Annotated in this window: 22 protein-coding genes and 1 other annotated feature; of the genes, 4 read left to right on the top strand and 18 right to left on the bottom strand. The window is 38.2% G+C overall.

Going from position 1 to position 19,773, the window contains the following annotated elements:
• Positions 1–130: 130 nt before the first annotated feature.
• Positions 131–943 carry an amino acid ABC transporter substrate-binding protein gene (locus ACH6EI_RS10445; RefSeq protein ID WP_028412965.1) on the bottom strand — a complete coding sequence of 271 codons (813 nt, stop codon included), beginning with the start codon at positions 941–943 and terminating at the stop codon, positions 131–133.
• A 320-nt stretch (positions 944–1,263) separates the two neighbouring features.
• On the opposite strand from ACH6EI_RS10445, the gene ACH6EI_RS10440 reads away from it, so the two are divergent.
• Complete coding sequence (locus ACH6EI_RS10440; protein ID WP_098999500.1) at positions 1,264–2,334, top strand: LLM class flavin-dependent oxidoreductase; 1,071 nt, start codon at positions 1,264–1,266, stop codon at positions 2,332–2,334.
• Positions 2,335–2,627: 293 nt separating this feature from the next.
• Here the strand turns inward: ACH6EI_RS10440 and ACH6EI_RS10435 are convergent, their stop codons facing one another.
• The 15 genes from ACH6EI_RS10435 to ACH6EI_RS10365 form a co-directional block, all read right to left on the bottom strand.
• Positions 2,628–2,984: a DUF805 domain-containing protein gene (locus ACH6EI_RS10435; RefSeq protein ID WP_098999499.1), complete on the bottom strand. Its 357-nt coding sequence runs from the start codon at positions 2,982–2,984 to the stop codon at positions 2,628–2,630.
• 51 nt (positions 2,985–3,035) lie between these two features.
• Positions 3,036–3,383, bottom strand: coding sequence for a DUF805 domain-containing protein (locus ACH6EI_RS10430; RefSeq protein WP_099331098.1), 348 nt, complete (start codon positions 3,381–3,383; stop codon positions 3,036–3,038).
• A gap of 273 nt (positions 3,384–3,656) precedes the next feature.
• Complete coding sequence (locus ACH6EI_RS10425; RefSeq protein ID WP_226313329.1) at positions 3,657–4,073, bottom strand: DUF4275 family protein; 417 nt, start codon at positions 4,071–4,073, stop codon at positions 3,657–3,659.
• Between the two features lie 84 nt (positions 4,074–4,157).
• Positions 4,158–5,387 carry an MFS transporter gene (locus ACH6EI_RS10420; protein ID WP_098999496.1) on the bottom strand — a complete coding sequence of 410 codons (1,230 nt, stop codon included), beginning with the start codon at positions 5,385–5,387 and terminating at the stop codon, positions 4,158–4,160.
• A 67-nt stretch (positions 5,388–5,454) separates the two neighbouring features.
• Positions 5,455–5,699, bottom strand: a binding site (T-box leader).
• A gap of 42 nt (positions 5,700–5,741) precedes the next feature.
• Positions 5,742–6,356: an AmiS/UreI family transporter gene (locus ACH6EI_RS10415; protein WP_013057473.1), complete on the bottom strand. Its 615-nt coding sequence runs from the start codon at positions 6,354–6,356 to the stop codon at positions 5,742–5,744.
• Between the two features lie 148 nt (positions 6,357–6,504).
• Positions 6,505–7,686 (bottom strand): NupC/NupG family nucleoside CNT transporter, encoded by a 1,182-nt coding sequence (locus ACH6EI_RS10410; RefSeq protein ID WP_028412960.1) that lies wholly within the window; start codon positions 7,684–7,686, stop codon positions 6,505–6,507.
• Between the two features lie 19 nt (positions 7,687–7,705).
• Complete coding sequence (locus ACH6EI_RS10405) at positions 7,706–8,104, bottom strand: cytidine deaminase (RefSeq protein WP_013057475.1); 399 nt, start codon at positions 8,102–8,104, stop codon at positions 7,706–7,708.
• A gap of 59 nt (positions 8,105–8,163) precedes the next feature.
• Complete coding sequence (deoC, locus tag ACH6EI_RS10400; protein WP_014459662.1) at positions 8,164–8,838, bottom strand: deoxyribose-phosphate aldolase; 675 nt, start codon at positions 8,836–8,838, stop codon at positions 8,164–8,166.
• A 21-nt stretch (positions 8,839–8,859) separates the two neighbouring features.
• Complete coding sequence (locus tag ACH6EI_RS10395; RefSeq protein ID WP_028412959.1) at positions 8,860–10,161, bottom strand: pyrimidine-nucleoside phosphorylase; 1,302 nt, start codon at positions 10,159–10,161, stop codon at positions 8,860–8,862.
• 182 nt (positions 10,162–10,343) lie between these two features.
• The gene (locus ACH6EI_RS10390; RefSeq protein WP_098999495.1) at positions 10,344–10,667 is read right to left on the bottom strand and encodes a hypothetical protein; all 324 of its coding nucleotides are present in this window, start codon (positions 10,665–10,667) and stop codon (positions 10,344–10,346) included.
• A gap of 5 nt (positions 10,668–10,672) precedes the next feature.
• Positions 10,673–11,623, bottom strand: a complete 951-nt coding sequence (locus tag ACH6EI_RS10385; protein WP_034327688.1) for a DNA-binding transcriptional repressor DeoR — start codon at positions 11,621–11,623, stop codon at positions 10,673–10,675.
• A 132-nt stretch (positions 11,624–11,755) separates the two neighbouring features.
• The gene (locus tag ACH6EI_RS10380) at positions 11,756–12,730 is read right to left on the bottom strand and encodes an HNH endonuclease (protein ID WP_028412956.1); all 975 of its coding nucleotides are present in this window, start codon (positions 12,728–12,730) and stop codon (positions 11,756–11,758) included.
• A 38-nt stretch (positions 12,731–12,768) separates the two neighbouring features.
• Positions 12,769–13,095, bottom strand: a complete 327-nt coding sequence (locus ACH6EI_RS10375; protein ID WP_028412955.1) for a nucleoside triphosphate pyrophosphohydrolase — start codon at positions 13,093–13,095, stop codon at positions 12,769–12,771.
• A 364-nt stretch (positions 13,096–13,459) separates the two neighbouring features.
• The gene (locus tag ACH6EI_RS10370; protein ID WP_098999494.1) at positions 13,460–13,771 is read right to left on the bottom strand and encodes a hypothetical protein; all 312 of its coding nucleotides are present in this window, start codon (positions 13,769–13,771) and stop codon (positions 13,460–13,462) included.
• A gap of 306 nt (positions 13,772–14,077) precedes the next feature.
• On the bottom strand, positions 14,078–14,266 hold the full coding sequence (locus ACH6EI_RS10365; protein ID WP_016764545.1) for a hypothetical protein: 189 nt from the start codon (positions 14,264–14,266) through the stop codon (positions 14,078–14,080).
• Positions 14,267–14,732: 466 nt separating this feature from the next.
• On the opposite strand from ACH6EI_RS10365, the gene plsY reads away from it, so the two are divergent.
• Together plsY and htpX are read left to right on the top strand one after the other, a co-directional pair.
• Positions 14,733–15,320, top strand: coding sequence for a glycerol-3-phosphate 1-O-acyltransferase PlsY (gene plsY, locus ACH6EI_RS10360; RefSeq protein WP_028412953.1), 588 nt, complete (start codon positions 14,733–14,735; stop codon positions 15,318–15,320).
• Between the two features lie 296 nt (positions 15,321–15,616).
• A complete protein-coding gene (gene htpX, locus ACH6EI_RS10355) occupies positions 15,617–16,489 on the top strand; it encodes a protease HtpX (protein ID WP_014459652.1) in 873 nt (290 codons plus the stop codon).
• Positions 16,490–16,531: 42 nt separating this feature from the next.
• On the opposite strand, the gene ACH6EI_RS10350 is transcribed toward htpX, so the two are convergent.
• Positions 16,532–17,518 carry an MBL fold metallo-hydrolase gene (locus ACH6EI_RS10350; RefSeq protein ID WP_049165145.1) on the bottom strand — a complete coding sequence of 329 codons (987 nt, stop codon included), beginning with the start codon at positions 17,516–17,518 and terminating at the stop codon, positions 16,532–16,534.
• A 307-nt stretch (positions 17,519–17,825) separates the two neighbouring features.
• Between ACH6EI_RS10350 and ACH6EI_RS10345 the strand changes: the two genes are divergently transcribed.
• Entirely contained in the window at positions 17,826–18,149 is a 324-nt protein-coding gene (locus tag ACH6EI_RS10345; protein WP_014459650.1) for a YnfA family protein, read from the top strand.
• A gap of 90 nt (positions 18,150–18,239) precedes the next feature.
• On the opposite strand, the gene ACH6EI_RS10340 is transcribed toward ACH6EI_RS10345, so the two are convergent.
• On the bottom strand, positions 18,240–19,643 hold the full coding sequence (locus ACH6EI_RS10340) for a suppressor of fused domain protein (protein WP_098999493.1): 1,404 nt from the start codon (positions 19,641–19,643) through the stop codon (positions 18,240–18,242).
• Positions 19,644–19,773: the final 130 nt, after the last annotated feature.

Raw genomic sequence — 19,773 nt, 5'->3', positions numbered from 1 at the left:
CCTGCTTTTATAGTACTTATAGCTCTACTATACACTAATTTTTGTTTTCTTTGCAGATCGTTTCTTCTATCTATTGGATTTATATCATGCAAAAAAAGCAGCTGTATGGACAGCTGCTTTTTTGCTATAGTCAATTTTGCACCGTGTAGTCTTCTCCTAGCCATTTTGTGCTGAGTTTTTTTAACGTCCCGTCTTTTTTCAGCTTTTTAATCGCTTGGTCAACTTCCGACTTTAACTTTTCGTCTTTTTTGTTAAACATAAAATACACTTTTGAATTAATCACAATATCTCCAACCGTTTTTTGCTGAAATTTTAGCGCTTGATTGCTAAAATCGATGGAAAATGGTGTCGCAAGCGTAGCATCTGCTCGGCCTGTTTTTAATTGAGTGGTAGCATCATCCGCACCTTGACCGGCGTAAACTACATCGATTTTATTGCCGTGTTTTTGATTGTATTTGTCTAGATAGACAGCCGCATTGCTTGTAGCTCCTACAATCATTTTTTTCCCTTCTAAATCTTTTAATGAATGAATATCATTTCGAGTTTTAGGAACTGTTACATAAAGCGGAGAATAATTATATGTTTCATCATTAAATAAAAACTTTTTCTTTCGCTCAGCGTTCTGAGCCATGTTATGAGCAATCATATCAATTTTATTACTTTCTAAGCTAAGAAGCAGATTGGAAAATTCCATCGTTTTAAATTCAAATTTATAATCCTTTAACTCTTTGTCGATCGCTCTTACTACTTCTACATCATAACCGGTCAGTTTGCCTTTATCATCAATAAAGCAAATGTTAGGAAACTGAGTGCCCGTTCCAACAACAATCGTTTGAACATCTTTTTCTTTCTTTTCTCCCGCACTTGAAGATGCGTTTGTTCCGCATCCTGCCACGCTCACAGCTACTACAATTGAAAGTAAAAACAGCCAATATTTTTTCATACGTTCCTCCCCTGAATCCCTCTATTATGTAATAAAAAGAGGCTCTTGATAAAGCATCTGCTTCATCAAGAGCCTCTGGTTAACCAGTGGGCTTACTTCGTGTAAGATTATTCACATCATAATACTAGTTAACCGATAAATCAAGTAGGTTTTAGAAAAAAGATTATCTTGACAGCTCAGTGTCTACCGCTTAAGATACAACTAACAAAACAATGAAACTGCATATCTACCAGTCAACTGGAGGCAAATGGACACGGCAATGCGTGTACGTTTGCTTTTTTTATTGTCGTCCAGCATTTTATCTTTTGGAGGTAAAACGTATGAAATTTGCTTTATTTAGTCTTATTCAAAATATCCCGAACCCGGTTACTGGAGAAACATTAACTGCTCAAGAAAAGTTTCAGCATGTGTTAAATCAAGCAGTGCTGGCAGAAAAATTAGGTTTTGATGCTTACGGAGTCGGCGAAAGACACGGAGCTCCCTTTTTGTCTTCTTCTCCTCCCGTTGTTTTAAGTGCAATCGCTGCTAAAACGTCGCACATTCGTCTTCTTACTACCGTTACCGTTCTAAGCATTTTAGATCCTGTACGAGTAGCTGAAGATTATGCAACGCTTGATCACCTATCGGGTGGACGCCTTGAACTGATTATCGGAAAAGGCAATGATCCGCGTCATTATCCGCTTTTTGGCATTACGGAAGAAGAACAATGGGAATCTCTTGCTGAAAGATATACTCTTTTGAAACAGCTTTGGACAGAAGAAAATGTCACGTGGAGCGGCCGTTATCGTCCGCCTTTAACTAACGTTACGACTCAGCCTCGACCGTTTCAGCCTTCTATTCCCGTTTGGCATGGAAGCGCGTCAAGCCCGCTGTCTACAGAACTTGCGGCTAAATACGGAGAGCCTCTATTTTCATCTAACTCCTTTCACCCTCAAGCTAAATATAAAGCGCTGATTGACCATTACCGCGAACGTTTCGCTTATTATGGTCATGACCCAAGCAAGGCTATCGTCGGTTCAGGGGCAAGCAGCCTATATATTTCTGATACAACGGAAGAAGCGATTCGCCGCTATCGTCCATACTATAACGCATTTAGCAATACAGAAGCAGCGAAGCATAATCAATCGCCATTCACGTCACTAGAAGACATTGTTCAACACGGCCCTGCTTTAGTAGGAAGCCCAGAGCAAATCATTGAAAAAATAATAGACTATCACCATGCTTATGGAAACGAAGTGCTGAGCATCAGCGTAGACGGTCTAAGCGAAGCAGAGCAGCGCGAACAGCTAGAGCGCTTTGCAAGTGATATTGCACCTGTTCTTCGAAAAGAAATTCCCGGCAGCGTGTGGGAAAATGAAAAAAGAGGCCAAGGCCAAGATATAACGAAATGAATCCAACCTAAAGACGAACAAATGAGATAAATGAGCTGAACCGCTTATGACACCGCCGTTGATTTCCGTGCAAGGCTTCGCTTTCCGCGGGCGGCGCTAGAAGAACCTATACACATAAAATTCACGTTCACCATCACACTATGAAAAAATCCGAACTAATTGGATTCTCTATCAAGAATCTCAATTAGTTCGGATTTCCCTTCAACTAAATTACTTTTGTCCCAACCTCTTTTTAATTAGAAACAATTCGCACGTTTAGTTTACTAACTTTTTAAACTAATAAACTACTCTGGTTAAGAAGCCTGCGTGTCTGTGTCGTAAATATTGGCCGTTACTTCGCTTCTTTGACAAAGTAAGATGAGCAGCCAAATGCCTCCGATAACTGGAACAAAGTTAATTAAATACCACCAGCCGCTTCTTCCTGTATCATGCAGTCGGCGAACAGTAACTGCAAGTGAAGGCAGAATCATTGCTGCTCCGTAAAGTAATACTAAAATAACTCCAAATACTGCAAGTGAATCGATAAAAACCAAGATATATGGAATGATCATAAAGATATAAGCAAATAATGTAAACAGCCAATACTCCGTACGCGTTGCTCTTCCTTGAAACGTCGCATAATTTTTTAACGCTTTTATATACCAGTACATTTTTAAACCCTCTCTTTGTTTATTAAATTAAACTACCTAACCGTTTAAGTCCTACGCAACTTTATTAGGTACATCAAAACGATTTAACTGCGACTCACTTCGTAGACAAAGAAGAATTAATAGAAAAATACTTCCGGCAATCGGAATAATAGTAATGAGCTGCCACCACCCGCTTCTTCCTATGTCATGCAGTCGACGTGCCGTCACAGCAAGAGATGGAATGAAGACTGCAACAAGATAAACTATACGCAAAAACGGAGGCATATCTGTTATAAGTTCAATAACTGAAAGCACACACCATATAATAAAATTAAATAAGACAAACATCCAATACTCTTTACGTGTTGCTCTTCCTCGAAACGTTGCATAATTTTTTAGCACATGTAAATACCATTTCATACAAAAACCTCCTTTTTAAACCGAATTTTGTAAGACAAGCTTACTAGCAGTAATTACCTTAGCATACAAAAAATTATTTTTATATCCTATTTTTTTAAAAAATCCCAAATGGTAATATAGATATAGGGGAGAGATGGATAATAGTTAGTAATAAATACCCAAAATTTTTAGACTGAAAACCATTTTATACCTATAATTACTTTTAATTAATAAAATGTTCTTTTATAACAAAAAAACTGCCGTGTCAATAAACACGGCAGACGCTATCTTTACTTATGTTCGGTAAAAGTAAGGTCCACATGAACTTTCATGCGTGATCACATAAGTCCACGTAAAATCTTTATCCACCACATATAAATCTTCTAAATACATATTTGTATTTCCACTCAAATCAGCGTTTGTTAATTGCCTACACTTAGATAGCTTCAGCACTTCTTCCTCATGCTCAAAAAACAAATAACAGTCGTACTTTGCTTGCTGCTCAAAAGCTTGAACCGCTTGTTCTCCTTGCAAGCAAGGAAGCTTTTCATAGCTAAACGCATGCCACAAAAATTCATCCATATAAATTTTCTTTTTTTGCGATGCGCTTAAAGCATCTGCAAATTCATGTTCCCACTGCTTTCGGAAGAGCTCACCTTGATTCGGTAATTTTTTAACAAACATTCCTTTTTTCTTTAACGCATCTTTCATTTTCACTGTGCTTTCTCATCCTTTATTCTGTATTCATTTCTTTTTATCGGCTTCTTAGCTTATTTGTCCATTAGTACCTATGCGTTAGATTCCTTGTTTTTTGACTAAACTTATTTTATAAAACGCCGGCTTTAACGTGCACAAAAACAGTACAACCGTACTTAAAAGCATAACCAGGCTTCCACCAATTACAGCTCCTTGAATTGAAACAATGTGTGCAGCCATTCCGCATAGGAAGGTCATCATAATAATTAGCAGTGACTCAAGCAGTCCATAGATACTTCCTACTCTCCCCATCATGTCAACGGGAATGCTGTTTTGATAAAAGGTTTGAAAACCAGCACTTGCAAAAGCTAACGCAAAGGATAAGCTAAAAAATCCCGCTCCAATAGTTTGAAAAGAAGACGAACACGCATACAGCAAATAGCCAAGCGATACTCCTACACTGCCGGCGCCTATGAGAAAGTTCGTCGACAGCTTCTGAGCAAACAGTGTATTCACAACTGCGCCAATCATAATGCCAGCACCTGCTACGCTTACTAAAAATCCGTATTCGCTTTCGGATAAATGAATGACTCTTGTTGCAAATGAAACTTCAAGAGAATCAATTGCCGTGGCCATGACCATTAAGAAACTGAACAATACATAAATGGTGATAATGTATCTGTTGGCTCTACTGAAACGAAACACCGCTTTCCAATCTTCTCGAATGGTGTTTACAGAGAGTTTATTTTCTTTAGTTTTTGTTTTTATATCTAAGTTCGGCATTAATAAAGTAACCATTCCTGACAACACGAGCGCTGCAGCATTGGCATAGATAGCAAACGCGGGCGTTCCAACCATAAATAACGCACCTGCTGCGGCCGGACCAAGAAGAAAGCCTCCTGAGTCAATCAAACTGCGCAGCGAATTAAATCTTTTTCGCTTTTCAGTTGGAATAAGCTTTGTAATATAGACCATTGATGCCGGACGAAACATCGAACTTGCCATACTGATGATAAATACCAGCACATAAATGATCAGTATGGATGAGAAGAGCGGAAGGCAAGCAATGACCCCGGCGCGCATCCAATCTAAAACCATCATAAGCTTCCGTTTGTTCATGCGGTCAATTAAGCTTCCAGACCATATATTTGTACATAGCGCAGCAAGCGGCTTTATCATGTATAGTCCTGAAACCGCAAGCGGCGAATTCGTTATATCAAGCATCATGACATTTAAAGCGATCAAATAAATCCAGTCGCCAATATTGCTAGTGCCAATTCCAAACAGCAATAAACACGGGTATTTCCAAGACAACAGCTTACTTTTCATAAAAGAAAGGCCTCCGCTTCACTATTGATTTCGATCAATAAAAAAATCCCACCCCCAAGACATCTGTCTTAGGGGCGAGATTATAAATCGCGGTGCCACCCTAGTTTGTTCATATGTCGCCATATAAACCTTGTCGAGTACGGCTTTCGCTTATACTCTAGCTCTGTAACGGAAGCAGCCGTCGCACTATCACGTTAGATCCAATGCGCTGCTCAGAGGCTTGCTTCAACAGCGTTTTTCTTGCTCCTTTTCAGCTTCCGGAGCTCTCTGCTAAGAATACGCGCTGTCTACTTTTCTCTTCACGGCATTTAATTTCTAACATCTTACCATTATTATCTATTTTTTGTAAATACTTTATTTCAAAATCATTTTTTTCGGCTGAGAAAAGAATAGTCGGTATCCTACGTATACAAAATAAATGATGGAAGCTACCAGCACGATTCCCCACATATTGTACATATCTTTATTTCCCCATACGCCCGTTAGCGAAAACAGCGCTGGAATTGTTAAGGTAACCCACGACTGTACAATCGCCACTTTCCCTACATATGCAGATACATCTTTTTTGCTCGTATTAAGCACATAAAATAAAAACCATAAAAACGACCAAAGAATCCATGTAATGGCGTTTACGACGTCATGATAGTGAACAAGAGAAACCGTCACGTACACTAAAGCGATAATCGATACCCAAAGTGAATAATAGCCCAGCCCCGTTCCCTGCATTCCTTTTAATACCGTCACGCCTACATATAAATACGTAAGGCCAAATAAAAAGATTGCCGTTCTTTCATATAAAATCCAGTTGCTTTGGTCTGACGTAATAATTAAATAAAACGGAACAATAACTTGAAAAGCTCCAACAAATAAGTTAAATACGCCTACGTTTTTTTCATCTGCTTTTCCAAGCAGCATGAGTCCGTTTAAAAATAAAGCTGCTCCTGACAGCAATAGTCCAATTTGATCCATTTTTCAGTAAGAAAAGCCCCCAGCTTTTCTTGTCCTCCTCTGTGTCGATGTTTTTCTTTAGGATGTGCGGAGTTACGGTTTACATGTAAAAAAGAAAAAGCACTTCCTTTTGAAAAGGAAACTGCTTTTCTTTCTGTTTCTATTACATTTATAAAATGAAGCTGACAACAATCGCTGACAGTACGCTTACAAGCGTAGCTCCGTACAGTAAACGAAGACCAAAGCGCGCTACTGTATTTCCTTGCTTTTCACTTAAGCCTTTAACCGCTCCTGACACGATTCCAATTGATGAGAAGTTAGCAAATGATACTAAGAATACGGATACAATTCCAAGCGTTTTAGCACTGAATGTTGAAGCCATATCTGAAAGACTCATCATTGCCACAAATTCATTTGTTACAAGTTTTGTTGCCATAATTCCACCCGCTGCCACAACTTCTGAAGCAGGAACACCCATGATGAATGCAAACGGTGCAAACACATATCCAAGGAGATGCTGGAACGATAGACCAAATAACATTTCAAACACGTTATCAATCGCAGCCATCAGCGCAACGAAACCAATCAGCATCGCACCTACGATAATCGCTACTTTAAATCCGTCCATAATATATTCGCCAAGCATTTCGAAGAACGTTTGCTTATGACCTGTTTGTACCTCTAAAATATCTTCTTGATCCGTTACTGTGTAAGGGTTAATGATAGAAGAAATAATAAATCCGCCAAATAAGTTAATCACAATTGCTGTTACTACGTATTTTGGTTCAATCATTGTCATATAAGCACCAACAATGGACATTGAAACAGTCGACATAGCTGATGCACAAAGCGTATATAAACGGTTTGGCGGCAGTTTGTCTAATTGCTTTTTAACGGTAATAAATACTTCTGACTGACCTACAATGGCAGAAGCTACTGCGTTATAAGACTCTAATTTTCCCATTCCGTTAATCTTACTGAGAACCAACCCAATCCATTTCATAATGAAAGGAAGAATTTTAAAGTGCTGTAAAATCCCGATTAAGACAGAGATAAAAACGATTGGAAGCAGCACGTTTAAGAAAAACGGCATTGATCCTTTATTCGCGATTCCGCCAAATACGAACTCTACGCCTTCATTTGCGTATGAAAGCAGCTTTCCAAAAACGCTGGCAATCGCATTAATAATAATCAAGCCAAACTTCGTGTTTAGAAGTAAAGCTGATAAAAGAAGCTGAATCACAACCATAATAACGATTGGTCTATATTTGATTTCTTTACGGTTATTACTTGCAAGATACGCTAATCCAAAGACAACGAGTAATCCTAAGATGCCAATTAAATATTTCATAGTATCCTCCACTGCTTACTTATTTTTGTAAGTCTTTTGATGAAAAATAGCCTGGTAAGATTTCGTTAATGTTTGTAATCACAAAATCTCCTTTTAAGTTTGCTAAGATAATTTGTGTGTGATCATCACAGAACTCAGCTAATACTTGTCTGCATGCGCCGCAAGGAGAAATTGGGCCGTCCGTATCTCCTACAACTGCAATAGCTGAAAACTGCTTGTCCCCTTCTGAAACAGCTTTAAAAATAGCCGTTCGCTCAGCACAGTTCGTCAATCCATAGGAAGCGTTTTCAATATTACATCCACGATAAATCTTCCCATCGGTTGTTAAAAGAGCTGCACCAACATGGAAGTGAGAATACGGTACATGTGCTTGTTTGCTTGCTGCGATTGCTTCATCTATTAATTGTTTTGGCTCCACAGTCATCATCCTTTGCTTAGTTTACAGCAGGTTAGTTAGTACTAACCTGCTGTCATTTATTAATAATCAGAGTTGCTTAATTGACCTTTTGCAATTGATACGCCAGAGCTTGCACCAATACGTGTTGCACCAGCTTCAATCATTGCTTTTGCATCTTCTAAGCCGCGAACGCCGCCAGAAGCTTTTACACCTACATCTGGTCCAACCGTTTTTCTCATAAGCGCTACGTCTTCTACCGTTGCGCCTCCTGTAGAGAAGCCCGTTGACGTTTTAACAAAATCAGCTCCAGCTTTTACAGCTAGCTCAGAAACTTTTGCTTTTTCTTCGTCTGTTAAAAGAGCTGTTTCAATAATTACTTTTACTAGCGCTTTTCCTTTTGCAGCATCCACTACTGCTTGAATGTCGCTTTGCACTAAGTCATAGTTTTTATCTTTTAACGCGCCGATGTTGATTACCATATCTACTTCATCTGCACCGTTTTCGATTGCATTTGTTGTTTCGAATGCTTTTACTGCTGAAGTCGTAGCTCCAAGAGGGAAACCGATTACCGTACACACTTTTACTTCTGGAGCATCTTTTAATAATTCAGCTGCTTTTTTTACCCACGTTGGATTTACGCAAACTGAAGCGAATGAATATTCTTTTGCTTCTTGTGCTAAAACCGTAACTTGCTCTTCTGTTGCATCTGCTTTTAATAATGTATGATCAATAATACCCGTAATGTTTTGACTCATTTTGTTCTTCCTCTCTCTTTCTTAATGAATTTCTTTATAAATTAACGTTGGAGCTTCCACTTTTTCAGCGACCGTGCTGTAAGAATCATAAACGATATCCATCACTTCCTGTACATCTTCGCTGTTGCTGTGGATTGTAACAAGAGCGTCGCCTTTTTTCACTGAATCTCCAACTTTTTTATTAAGCATGATACCAACTGCTAAGTCGATTTCAGATTCTTTTGTTGCACGTCCTGCACCTAGCTTCATTGCCGCTACGCCGATTTTTTCTGCAACGATTTCTGAAATGTAGCCATCTTCTTTTGCTGGTACTTCAATTTTGTGCGCTGCATCCGGTAATTTAGACGGATCGTCTGCCACAGAAGCGTCTCCGCCTTGTGCGCTTAAGAATGTTTTAAATGATTCTAATGCTTTTCCGTTTTTAATTACTTCTTGAAGCATTGCACGCGCTTCGTCTAGGCTGCTTGCTTTTTCAGCAAGTACAACCATATGACTTCCTAATGTTAAGCAAAGCTCCGTTAAATCTTCAGGGCCTTCGCCTTTTAACGTGTCGATTGCTTCTTTCACTTCAAGCGCATTACCAACCGCAAAACCTAGAGGCTGGCTCATATCTGAAATGATTGCTTTTGTGTTTCGGCCTACGCCTTTTCCGATTTCAACCATTGCTTTTGCTAATTCTTCAGCGTCTTCAAGCTTCTTCATGAATGCGCCGTTCCCCGTTTTTACGTCCAAGCAAATGGCATCTGCTCCAGCCGCAATTTTCTTACTCATAATTGAGCTTGCAATTAACGGAATCGAATCAACCGTTGCGGTTACATCACGAAGTGCATAAAGCTTTTTATCCGCTGGCGTTAAGTCTCCGCTTTGACCGATAACGGCAATTTTATTTGTATTTACTAAACGAATGAATTCTTCGTTTGTAATTTCAACGTGGAAGCCAGGCACTGCTTCAAGTTTATCAATCGTACCGCCAGTATGTCCTAAGCCGCGGCCAGACATTTTAGCAACTGGTACATCAACCGCAGCTACTAAAGGTCCTAATACAAGTGTTGTTGTATCACCTACGCCGCCTGTGCTGTGTTTGTCTACTTTAATACCTTCAATTTTTGATAAGTCAATTTGATCGCCTGATTCAACCATTGCTTGCGTTAAATTTACGCGTTCTTCCTGCGTCATTCCTTGAAAGTAAATCGCCATCGCAAATGCCGATAACTGATAATCAGGTAAATCCCCTTTTGTATAACCTTCGATAATAAAATCGATTTCTGCTTTATTTAATTCATGTCCATTACGTTTTTTTTCAATTAAGTCAACCATTCTCATGACGTTTTCCCCCTAAAAGTATCTGCATATTGTGCATCCACTAAAACGTTTTCAACAACTTACACCCTTACTATATAATAGCTTTGAACAATTGTAAACAGATATATTTACATTTGTTCAAAAATATTTATAGCCGCTGTTTTAGTGAATAAAAAAAGACTTCCGCACTCGGAAGTCTTCCCTTATTTTTCAGCTTTTATCACAAATGACAACATGATTTGGTACTTATTCTTTACCTTTTTATAAGGAATTAATACATATGGCTGATCAGGCGGCGTAAATCGTTCAATTCCTTTTTGATTAGCATCAGGAGAAAAGTACATTCTTCCCCACCGTTTAATGATGTAGCCCGTCGTTCCCTTGGCAATCACTCCATCTTTTGAAGCGCCTGCTTGAAAAGGATACCGGTTTCTTTGTCCCTGCAGAGATGATGCAGAATAAGATACAATATCTTCTACTACTTCAATTCGATGAAGCTTTTGCTCTTGAAAAAACAGCGCCTTCATCTCCCTTACTCTTGTTTATCTAACAAAAAGCGCGCCGTGAACTGATCAGTAACGAGCACATTTGCAAATTTCCCTTGCAGCGCTCCGTAAATGCTGTCGATTTTCTGATCCCCGCCAGCTACTAAAATGGCGTACTCTTTCTTCTTAAGCTCCTCCAAATCAAGTCCAAGCGTCCGTTCATCCAGGCTTTCATTGCAAATTTGTCCATCTTTATCAAAAAAGCGTGAACAAATGTCTCCTACCGCTCGGGAGGAAATCATCTCTACATCTTGTTCGGAAAAGTAGCCAAGCTGAAAAAGCAGCGAATCCGTTTTGATGGGGCCCGTAGTAAACACAGCAATGTTGGCTTGTTTGCCTAAATCTAAAATGCGCTTAATATGACGATCCGTTTCCATTGCTTTTTTAACTACCACGTGATCGACAATCACAGGCAGAGGAAGATGCATAGGAGGCGTATTGTATGCCTTTCCAAATAAGTACATAATTTCAGAAGCATATGTGCTCGTTTCCGAATGGCTTACTCCGCCTTTTAACTGCACAACCTGAACGTCATTCACATACTTTTGTTTTAAATCGATGGCCACTTGATAAAGAGTTGTTCCCCACGTCACCCCAATAATATCTCCATTTTTTACGATGTCATAGAGATAGTCAGCTGCTGCTACGCCTAGATGACTTTTAATAATGTGATTTTCATATTGAGGCACCGGTGTGACGATTGCTTTTTTTAGATTGAATTTTTGTTCAAGCTGAGAAGACAATTTTTCACTATTGATAGATGAATCCACAATTTTAATTTGAACAATGCCTTCTTCTTTTGCTGTCTGCAGCAATCGAGAAACCGTAGGCCTTGATACACCAAGCTTTTTTGCAATTTCACTTTGATTATAATCAAGAATATAATACATCCTTGCCGCTTCAATCACCTTATTAAATTTCTCTTGATCCATCTCCATCGACTTGTTCTCCCTTACCTCATGAATTTCTTATCCCAATTTTACCAAACTTATGTCTTTAGTTTACTTGTTTGGTGAACAAAATTTCAAGAGGGGATTTTGTAACTGAGATGAAAAGAGAAATACTCGGGTTTAAGGAGACCAGTTTTCTACGTATCCATTCATTCCAGCATACTCATAAAGAGCTTCTAACTTACGCTCCGAATAATAGTTAAAATCATTGTGAACTGCTGTTAATTTAAGATTCTCATTACGAACAAACATCTTCTCAAGATATAAGCTCTTAGCAAGTTTATTGCTCTTTTTTGTGTTGCAGCTTTGACAGCTTAGCACCAAATTCCACATATTATCTGATTGGATATAACTCCATGGAATAAAATGATCTACATGAGTAGCGATGCGTTTATCAGAAAGAACTTTCCCACAATAAAAACATTCTTTTGTTTCATATTTCCAAAGGATGTTATAGAATGCATGCAGCGATTCGCGTTTTGATATATTTTCCACTTTCAACAAGACATCTTCCAACTTATTTTTGTCATTGTGCTTTTCTAAAAATTTCGCCAAATGATAATTGGTTAAATGAGTAACAATTTGTCTATATTTTTGTAAAAAAATATATATACTGCTATTAAACTTTATGTATTCTGTTCTTTTATCAAACTCATAAACAGAACCTTCCATATCTCCATATAACGCCCCTACTACATACCTTGCCCCCACTTTTTTAGTTCTTTCTACTAATTGCAATTGAAGATTACTTGGTAAATGATCAAATACTACTTTATTGGGGACACCATGCATTAACTGAAATTCCTTTAACTCTTTTTGAATTCCAGCTTGTCTGTTGGACGTATTTAATTGATTTAAATCATGGTGAATAACCAAGTTCCAATATATTTTAGCAAATGAAAAATACACTTGATCAAAAGTGAGGACTAACCGATTGTCAACATTATATAGGTTTTCAATTAAAGCTTTCATCAATCCATATTTATATGTTGTGGTAAAGTGACCATTAGCGAAAAATTGATTAATGATCTTCCAAATTTCTTGTTCTGTTAAATAAGTTTTTTTTATTTCTCCTACTTTTAAATTAAAACTCACCTGCCACCGCTCGCTCCTTCCACTATTGCACCACCAAACTACGCTTCTTCTGTTTCCACTAAATAAATCCGATCATCAAACTTCCCGCGCTCCTTGGCCTTCTCCTCACGCACTTTCTCAAGCTGTTCTGGCGTGGCTCCGTGCACAGTTGCTAACGCGTGCATCACTTCCAGTAAATCTGCGAGTTCTTCAATAGCATCTTGATGGGTTTGGGCTTCTATGTATTCTTGAAGCTCTTCTTTTGCCTTTTCCTTCAGCTCATTTTGATACTCCTCTCGCTGCAGCACGCGTGATTTGAAGGTGTTTCCACTTTGCTCAATCATTGTTGGAATTTTATCTCGCACTAGCTTGTTATAAGTAGGCATTATTTTTTCCTCCATCTCTTACCTTTCTAGTAAACTAGTATCTTTCAAATTCTGCTTTGTTTCCGTTAAACACATTTAAATCAATAAACGTTTCTTTACCTTTATAGCCGCTGGCACTCATTGCATTTGGAATTACCCAGCCTATACTCCATAGTAGAAATATAAAACTTACAAGAGCGGCTAATATAACTCCTACGGCAAGAAATCTGTTCTTCTTTTGATTTTCTTTATCTATTGTGTTTACCCCCTTTTTTAGAAAATACTTCTAATATTCTAACATAAAAAGGATTTTTCAAAGCAAAAGAGCCTACCAGTCTTTATTTGGAAATATAAAAAAACCACCTAAAATCAGGCGGCTCTTCTTTTATGCTGCGTCTTCAGATGGTTCATTATCTTTGGCTGCTTCTACAAGTAAGAAAATAGCCGTTAAGATGTGCATGATCATGCCGACAATTGGAATCCACGCAATAGCAGAACAGACAATTCCCATGATATGCCCTGTCCGAACTTTGTTTGTTTTAATCGCAAATACTAAACCTACAATATGCAATGCGAGCATTAAAATAAGCGGCGTGTAGGCTAGGCCAATAACCAAGGTCCCGCCTAGAATTGGAATCCCCCAAAGAGCCTCTAATCCTCCGCTGACCCATTTCAATATACGACTTGTTTTTCCCAATGTATCCTCCCCCTTTGTCTTCAATGTATGCACAGAAGTTTTGTTTCTGAACGGTTGTATATGAAAAAAGTGGTAAAAATACGTGTACTAAAAATAAATCGATAGTCCCATATAAAGATACGTTTTTATACGGGACTAGTGTAGTAGTGGAAAATGAATGAGAGGAAAAGGCTTTGTTTTACATGTAATAACGAGGAGCTCTTCGTCGAGAGAATGAAGTAAACATCAACAAAGAAGCCGAACTCAAAATGTAAGCTCGGCTTTTTCTTATATGATAAATAGAAGTATTATAAAATGTTTTTTGTATTAGTGTTCTCGACTCTTCTCAAATTTTTCAACAGCCTCAAAATCAAGTTCGGCTGATATCCAATCGCCTTTTTCCGGGAATTCTAGATTTCGAACGACTATTTTATTCGGCCCTTTTTTTTCTAAAATTTTCGCCTGGCAGTTTTTGTACATAACTACTTCTCGTTCTTTGATATCTGTCCACAACAAGTGCAGAACCCCTTTCAATTTTAAGAAGTTAATATTTCGAAACACTGTTTTACATTTTATTATATTTTTTTGGATTTGTTAATTTTTTTGTCTTGTTTTTCATAAAAAATGATCAAAATGCTTTTTTCCACTACAATATACCCAAAATATCTTTTAACCTTTAAATATTTATGGTATATTTTTAAAATTGTATTACAAGTTTTTTGTTTTTGCCCTTTCGTTTCTCCTCTTTTCTTCTTTTTACATATTCATAATAGACATCTCAATCTATACTAATACGTATCAAGGTTTAAAAGTTAAAAAATATCTTAACATACTAAAAAAGCATTGGGTTGTCCCACTAGAAAGCCAATCGAATTTACAAAAACTCCACCGAAAAAACTAGAAGCCTTTAGCCATACAAAAGACTGCTTTTACCGCATTTATATTTTAATGAATACTAACAACACAATTTGAGGTGCCAACAATGAACGTACTAACAAACGCTATAATTATCTTATTAGCTTATTTAATTGGGTCAATTCCTTTTGCTTTAGTGATTGGAAAGGGCTTTTACAAAACCGATGTTCGTAAGCACGGAAGCGGTAACTTAGGAGCTACTAATACCTTTCGCACTTTAGGAAAGAAAGCAGGTATTATAGTATTGATCGGCGATATAGCAAAAGGCTCGCTAGCCGTCTGTTTACCGCTTATGATGAATAGTCACTTGCATATGCTTGTCCCTGGATTTATTGCTATTCTTGGACATAGCTATCCGATTTTTGCAAAGTTTAAAGGAGGAAAATCTGTAGCGACTGCCGCTGGTGTATTCCTTGCATTTTCACCATTAGCTTTCATTCTAGGGATTCTTGCTTTTTTAATTTCTCTCAAAATTTCTAAATACGTATCCTTATCTTCACCTATTGGCGCATTGGTTGCCTTTTTAGCATCAATTTATGTAGGTGATGTTGTACTAATCGTATTTGCAGCCGTTATTTTTGTTTTCATTACATGGAAGCATATTAAAAACTTCAAACGAATTAAATTGGGTACAGAGCCTAAGGTTAATTTTTAAACGTCATGAAGTTATTGACTAGTAATCTTTAAATATGTTTACCAAAAAGGTGTTCATGAGTTGAACACCTTTTTTTATTATTTTAGTACGCCTTGTCCCAAGATAGACGTAAATTATGAAATTTATTTTTAAAAAACGCTCTGGATTATAGAGTAAACAATGCATTCCATTTGATATTTACAATTTAACTACTTAACATAGTAATCTTTTTAGTAAATTTGAATAAATAAATGAAACCTTTCCTCTCTACTAACCGTATACCTATCATGCACGTATTAGTTAAAGGAGGAAGACTTGTGCTAAAACGAATTTCACTGTTTATTTTCGTTAATATTTTAGTATTAATTACAATCACAACGATTACATCTTTATTAGGTGTTCAAAGCTATATGGGAAGCGGCGGTTACGGCGGCCTGCTGGCATTTAGCGTCATTGCCGGCTTCAGCGGCGCGATTATTTCTCTTATGATGTCACGCTTAATGGCAAAGTGGATGATGGGTGTTCAAGTTATTGATGAACGTTCCCCTCAAGGTGAATACGAGCGATTTGTTTTAGAAGAAACGCACCGACTTGCATCTGTGGCAGGATTAAGAAAAATGCCTCAGGTCGGAATTTATCACTCAGCCGAAGTTAACGCGTTTGCAACAGGGCCAAGTAAAAGACGCTCGCTTGTTGCCGTTTCAAGCGGAATGCTGGAACGAATGGACCGCGATGCGATCAGCGGCGTTATCGCTCACGAAATAGCGCATATTAAAAGCGGTGATATGGTCACAACTACGCTTCTGCAAGGAGTATTAAATACATTCGTTATTTTCTTCTCTCGTTTAGTAGCCAAAGCGGTGTCAAACTTTGTGCGAGAAGAGTTTGCGATGGTTGTTTATTTCCTTACATCGATTGTATTTGAGATTCTCTTTAGTATCTTAAGCAGCCCAATTATTTTCTGGCATTCAAGAAGACGTGAATTCAAAGCTGATGAGCTTGCAGCTAAACTCGGCGGCAAGGAAAAAATGATTTATGCATTAGAATCGCTTCGTCATACTACTTCATTAGTAGATGACCGTCAAAAATCAATTGCCGCTTTTAAAATTAGCGGTAAAGAAAAATTCTCACGCTTATTTTCTACTCATCCACCGCTTGAAAAACGCATTGAGCGCTTGCATTCACTATAAGCAGACAAAACCAGCTTCTTTAAAGAAGCTGGTTTTTTTATGTTATGACTGAGAAGCAAGTACGCGTGCAGCTTCCCACAGTAAGACGCCGTCTTTATTTTTTGTTAATTCCACGTAGCCTTCTTTTTCAAGATACGTAAGCTGGCCGTACACTTCTGAGAAAATAAAGTCAGGTGCTTTTTGATACATATCCGGGAAAAATGCAGCGCTGACTTCAAGCGTTGTTTTCTTTCCTTCCCCCATCGCTTGTAACACGCGCAGCGCCCATTTATGCTGCTTTTGAATGCGTTCCATAATTAAAGAGTGAATGTCACTAAGCGGTTCACCATGTCCGCTATAAATCAAATCAATGTCGTAGTTCAACGTTTTTTCTAGAGACGCTAAGTAGTCCAGTAGCGGCGTTGGCTTGGGATTTTGAATGGTTGGCTCTAAATACGGGTTTGACGGTACTTTTGGCAAAATATGATCTCCGCCAAACGCAACTTTTTCTTTGCGATTGTAAAACATCAGCTGACTTAACGAATGTCCCGGTGCTTCAATTACTTCCCACTCACTCGCATACGGAAGTGTATCTCCTTCTTTTAAATAACCCGTTAGCTTCTGCCCTTTAGGTGAATATACTTGAATTGCAGCCGTTGCTTTACGAAGCCATTCTTCCATTACATCATCACTGACTCCAAACTCCATAAGGAAATTACGATATAGCTCATTATGCTGCTGAACAAACTCTTCATCTTGGTAAATCCAAGGCTCCACAAGCTTATGACCGTAAACAGGTATATCACTCGGCAGCCATTCTAAAAATCCAGTGTGATCCGGATGCTGATGAGTCAGAATAACTTGTTCAATATCCGTTACTTTATATCCTTCTTTACGAAGCGCCTCTTCAAAAACGCTCCACGCTTCTTTGGTTTTCATACCTGCATCAATTAACGTTACCTTGTCTGCTTTTAATAAAAACACATTCACTGGTCCAATTGGAAATGGCGTAGGCAGTTCAATGCGTATCACTTTATGATCTAAACTCATTTTACCAAACCCCTATATCTGCATTCTTTTTACTTTTTTATACTGTTAAACGTCTTATTCTTTTAATTAGTCAATTTCCTGCTAACGTCTACCTGTAAAAGTACTCTGAGGAGCAGTCATTACATAGCTCTTTGCACTCGTACAAACAGTCACATAAACTCATACTATTAATAGTTTAGCAGGTTTGAAGACAAATTGATAAAGGAATGCTTTCCAGTGCGCTTATTTAAAGCAAACGAATGGTTCATCAAACGAAAAAAGTAAGATAGAATAAAGAGACGAAATGATGATATAAGGAGTATAGGTTATGATTAAAGCGATTTTTCTTTTTATCTTAGCAGGTCTTGCTGAAATTGGCGGAGGCTATTTGATTTGGCAGTGGCTGCGCGAAGGAGCTTCGAGCTGGTTAGGACTTCTGGGCGGTATTGCTTTGGTGCTGTACGGCGTCATTGCTACGTGGCAGTCGTTCCCTGACTTTGGACGTGTATATGCAGCTTACGGCGGTATTTTTATTGTTTTAAGCCTGTTTTGGGCGTGGTGGGTTGATAAAAAAATGCCCGATACATACGATTGGATTGGCGGACTTGTGTGTCTGATTGGCGTAGCGGTTATGCTTTGGCCAAGAAGTTAAGTAATCACACAGGAAAGAGCGCGCTTTTTCCCCTTTTGTTCAGAGGAACCAAAATAAAAAGTAGCCTATATATTGGCTACTTTTTATTTATCACTTATTAAATCTGCCGAAAAAGCCTTTTCTTTTTTCCTTAAACGTATTAGGTCTATGTAAGTTAAATAAGTGTTCGATGCCATTTTCCATCATCTTTTCTAGCAACGCTTCTTGTCCATGCTGGAAATAGTACTCCATTTCTTCTTCGTACAAAGGGAGAAGCGTATGGAAATAGACTGGCCACTCTCCGTGGGTTTCTTTTCCGTTTTCAAGATACGGCATCATAAATGCCTCTTGGCACTGCGGCAGAGGCGGCACGACCATAACACCACAAAAGCCGCTTTCTGGTGAATACGGTTGAACCTGTAATGGCAGCTTCACTTTTTCACCTGTTAACGTTCGTTCATAGGTATCCACGTAGCGATCCAGCTCTTGATTTGGAAATACCATCCACTGACCAATCCAATTCATATGGTTTACTGCAAAGCTTCCTACTTGATGCATGACTTGTGGAATCCAGCTGTACCTTTTATCTTCAAACGGATCTTGATCTGCATGCATCACCAGTTCAACGTACGCGCTGTCTAATCCAGGGGGTGTCGGCAGGCGAAGCGTACTATAACCATGTGTTGCGACCGTATAAAACGGCACTGATTCTGTAGGAGCCATTTCATAAAAACCTGCCTCTGTCACCTCAGCTGATTCTGCTTCGACACGGCGGATAATCGGCCCATAATATGCTTGTAAGTGAGCTTCCACATCCTCATCGAGCGATTCCCGAACAAATGGATTTAACTCTTCAACTGAAGCTTCTGCTTCCTGTGATGACCATACTTCATAGAAAGTAAAACCGGTTAAATCACTTTGAAGGATATAATCGCGTACGTCATCTGATACATAAATTTCTTGAGAGATTATTGGAAAATCTCCGAAACGATGCTTGGTTGATTTTGTACGGAAAATATGACTCTTTTTCAATTCGTTTTCTATAAATGCTATTTGTTCAAAACCACCAAACTTATTAGGTATCGAATTTTCATAATCAATACATTCTAAAATATTTGTAATATTAATTGCATAATAATTATCATCATTATGAACTACCTGTAGTATTTCAGCACTGTCTGTTAAATAACGGTCTAAATGCTGAGTAGCCTTTTGTGAGAAAATAGGGGGATTCGAACGCCCTTTATATGTTATATAGTCCTTATACTCTCCTTCTTGAAAAGTTTCCATTACAATAGATTCCCAGCTGTGCTGAAGAGACTCTCCCATAAGTCCCCTATCAAAAAAATCTTCATTCTTTTGTTTATTCTTTGCTGTCAGTTGAACAGCTTCGTCGGTGCAATACATTTTCCATATTTTCATCAGATCACCTAGTTCTTCATTAAGCTTTTTATATGTACTTACACGCTCTTTTGCATAAGCAAGCAGCGAACTTGCTTCATACACTTTACCCATTAAATTCCCTCTTTTATCACTGTAATTAGAAAACCATCAAACTTTTTGTATTTAATCAAATTTTTCCCTATATTATCCATTATAAAGTTTCAGCTAACCTATCTAAATAGGAATATCTAACCTTTTATAC

Origin of the sequence: Priestia sp. JSM ZJ58 (assembly GCF_044383985.1) — a bacterium.
In the GTDB taxonomy this organism is placed as follows: domain Bacteria; phylum Bacillota; class Bacilli; order Bacillales; family Bacillaceae_H; genus Priestia; species Priestia zanthoxyli.
This window is presented reverse-complemented; position numbering and strand designations above follow the sequence as displayed.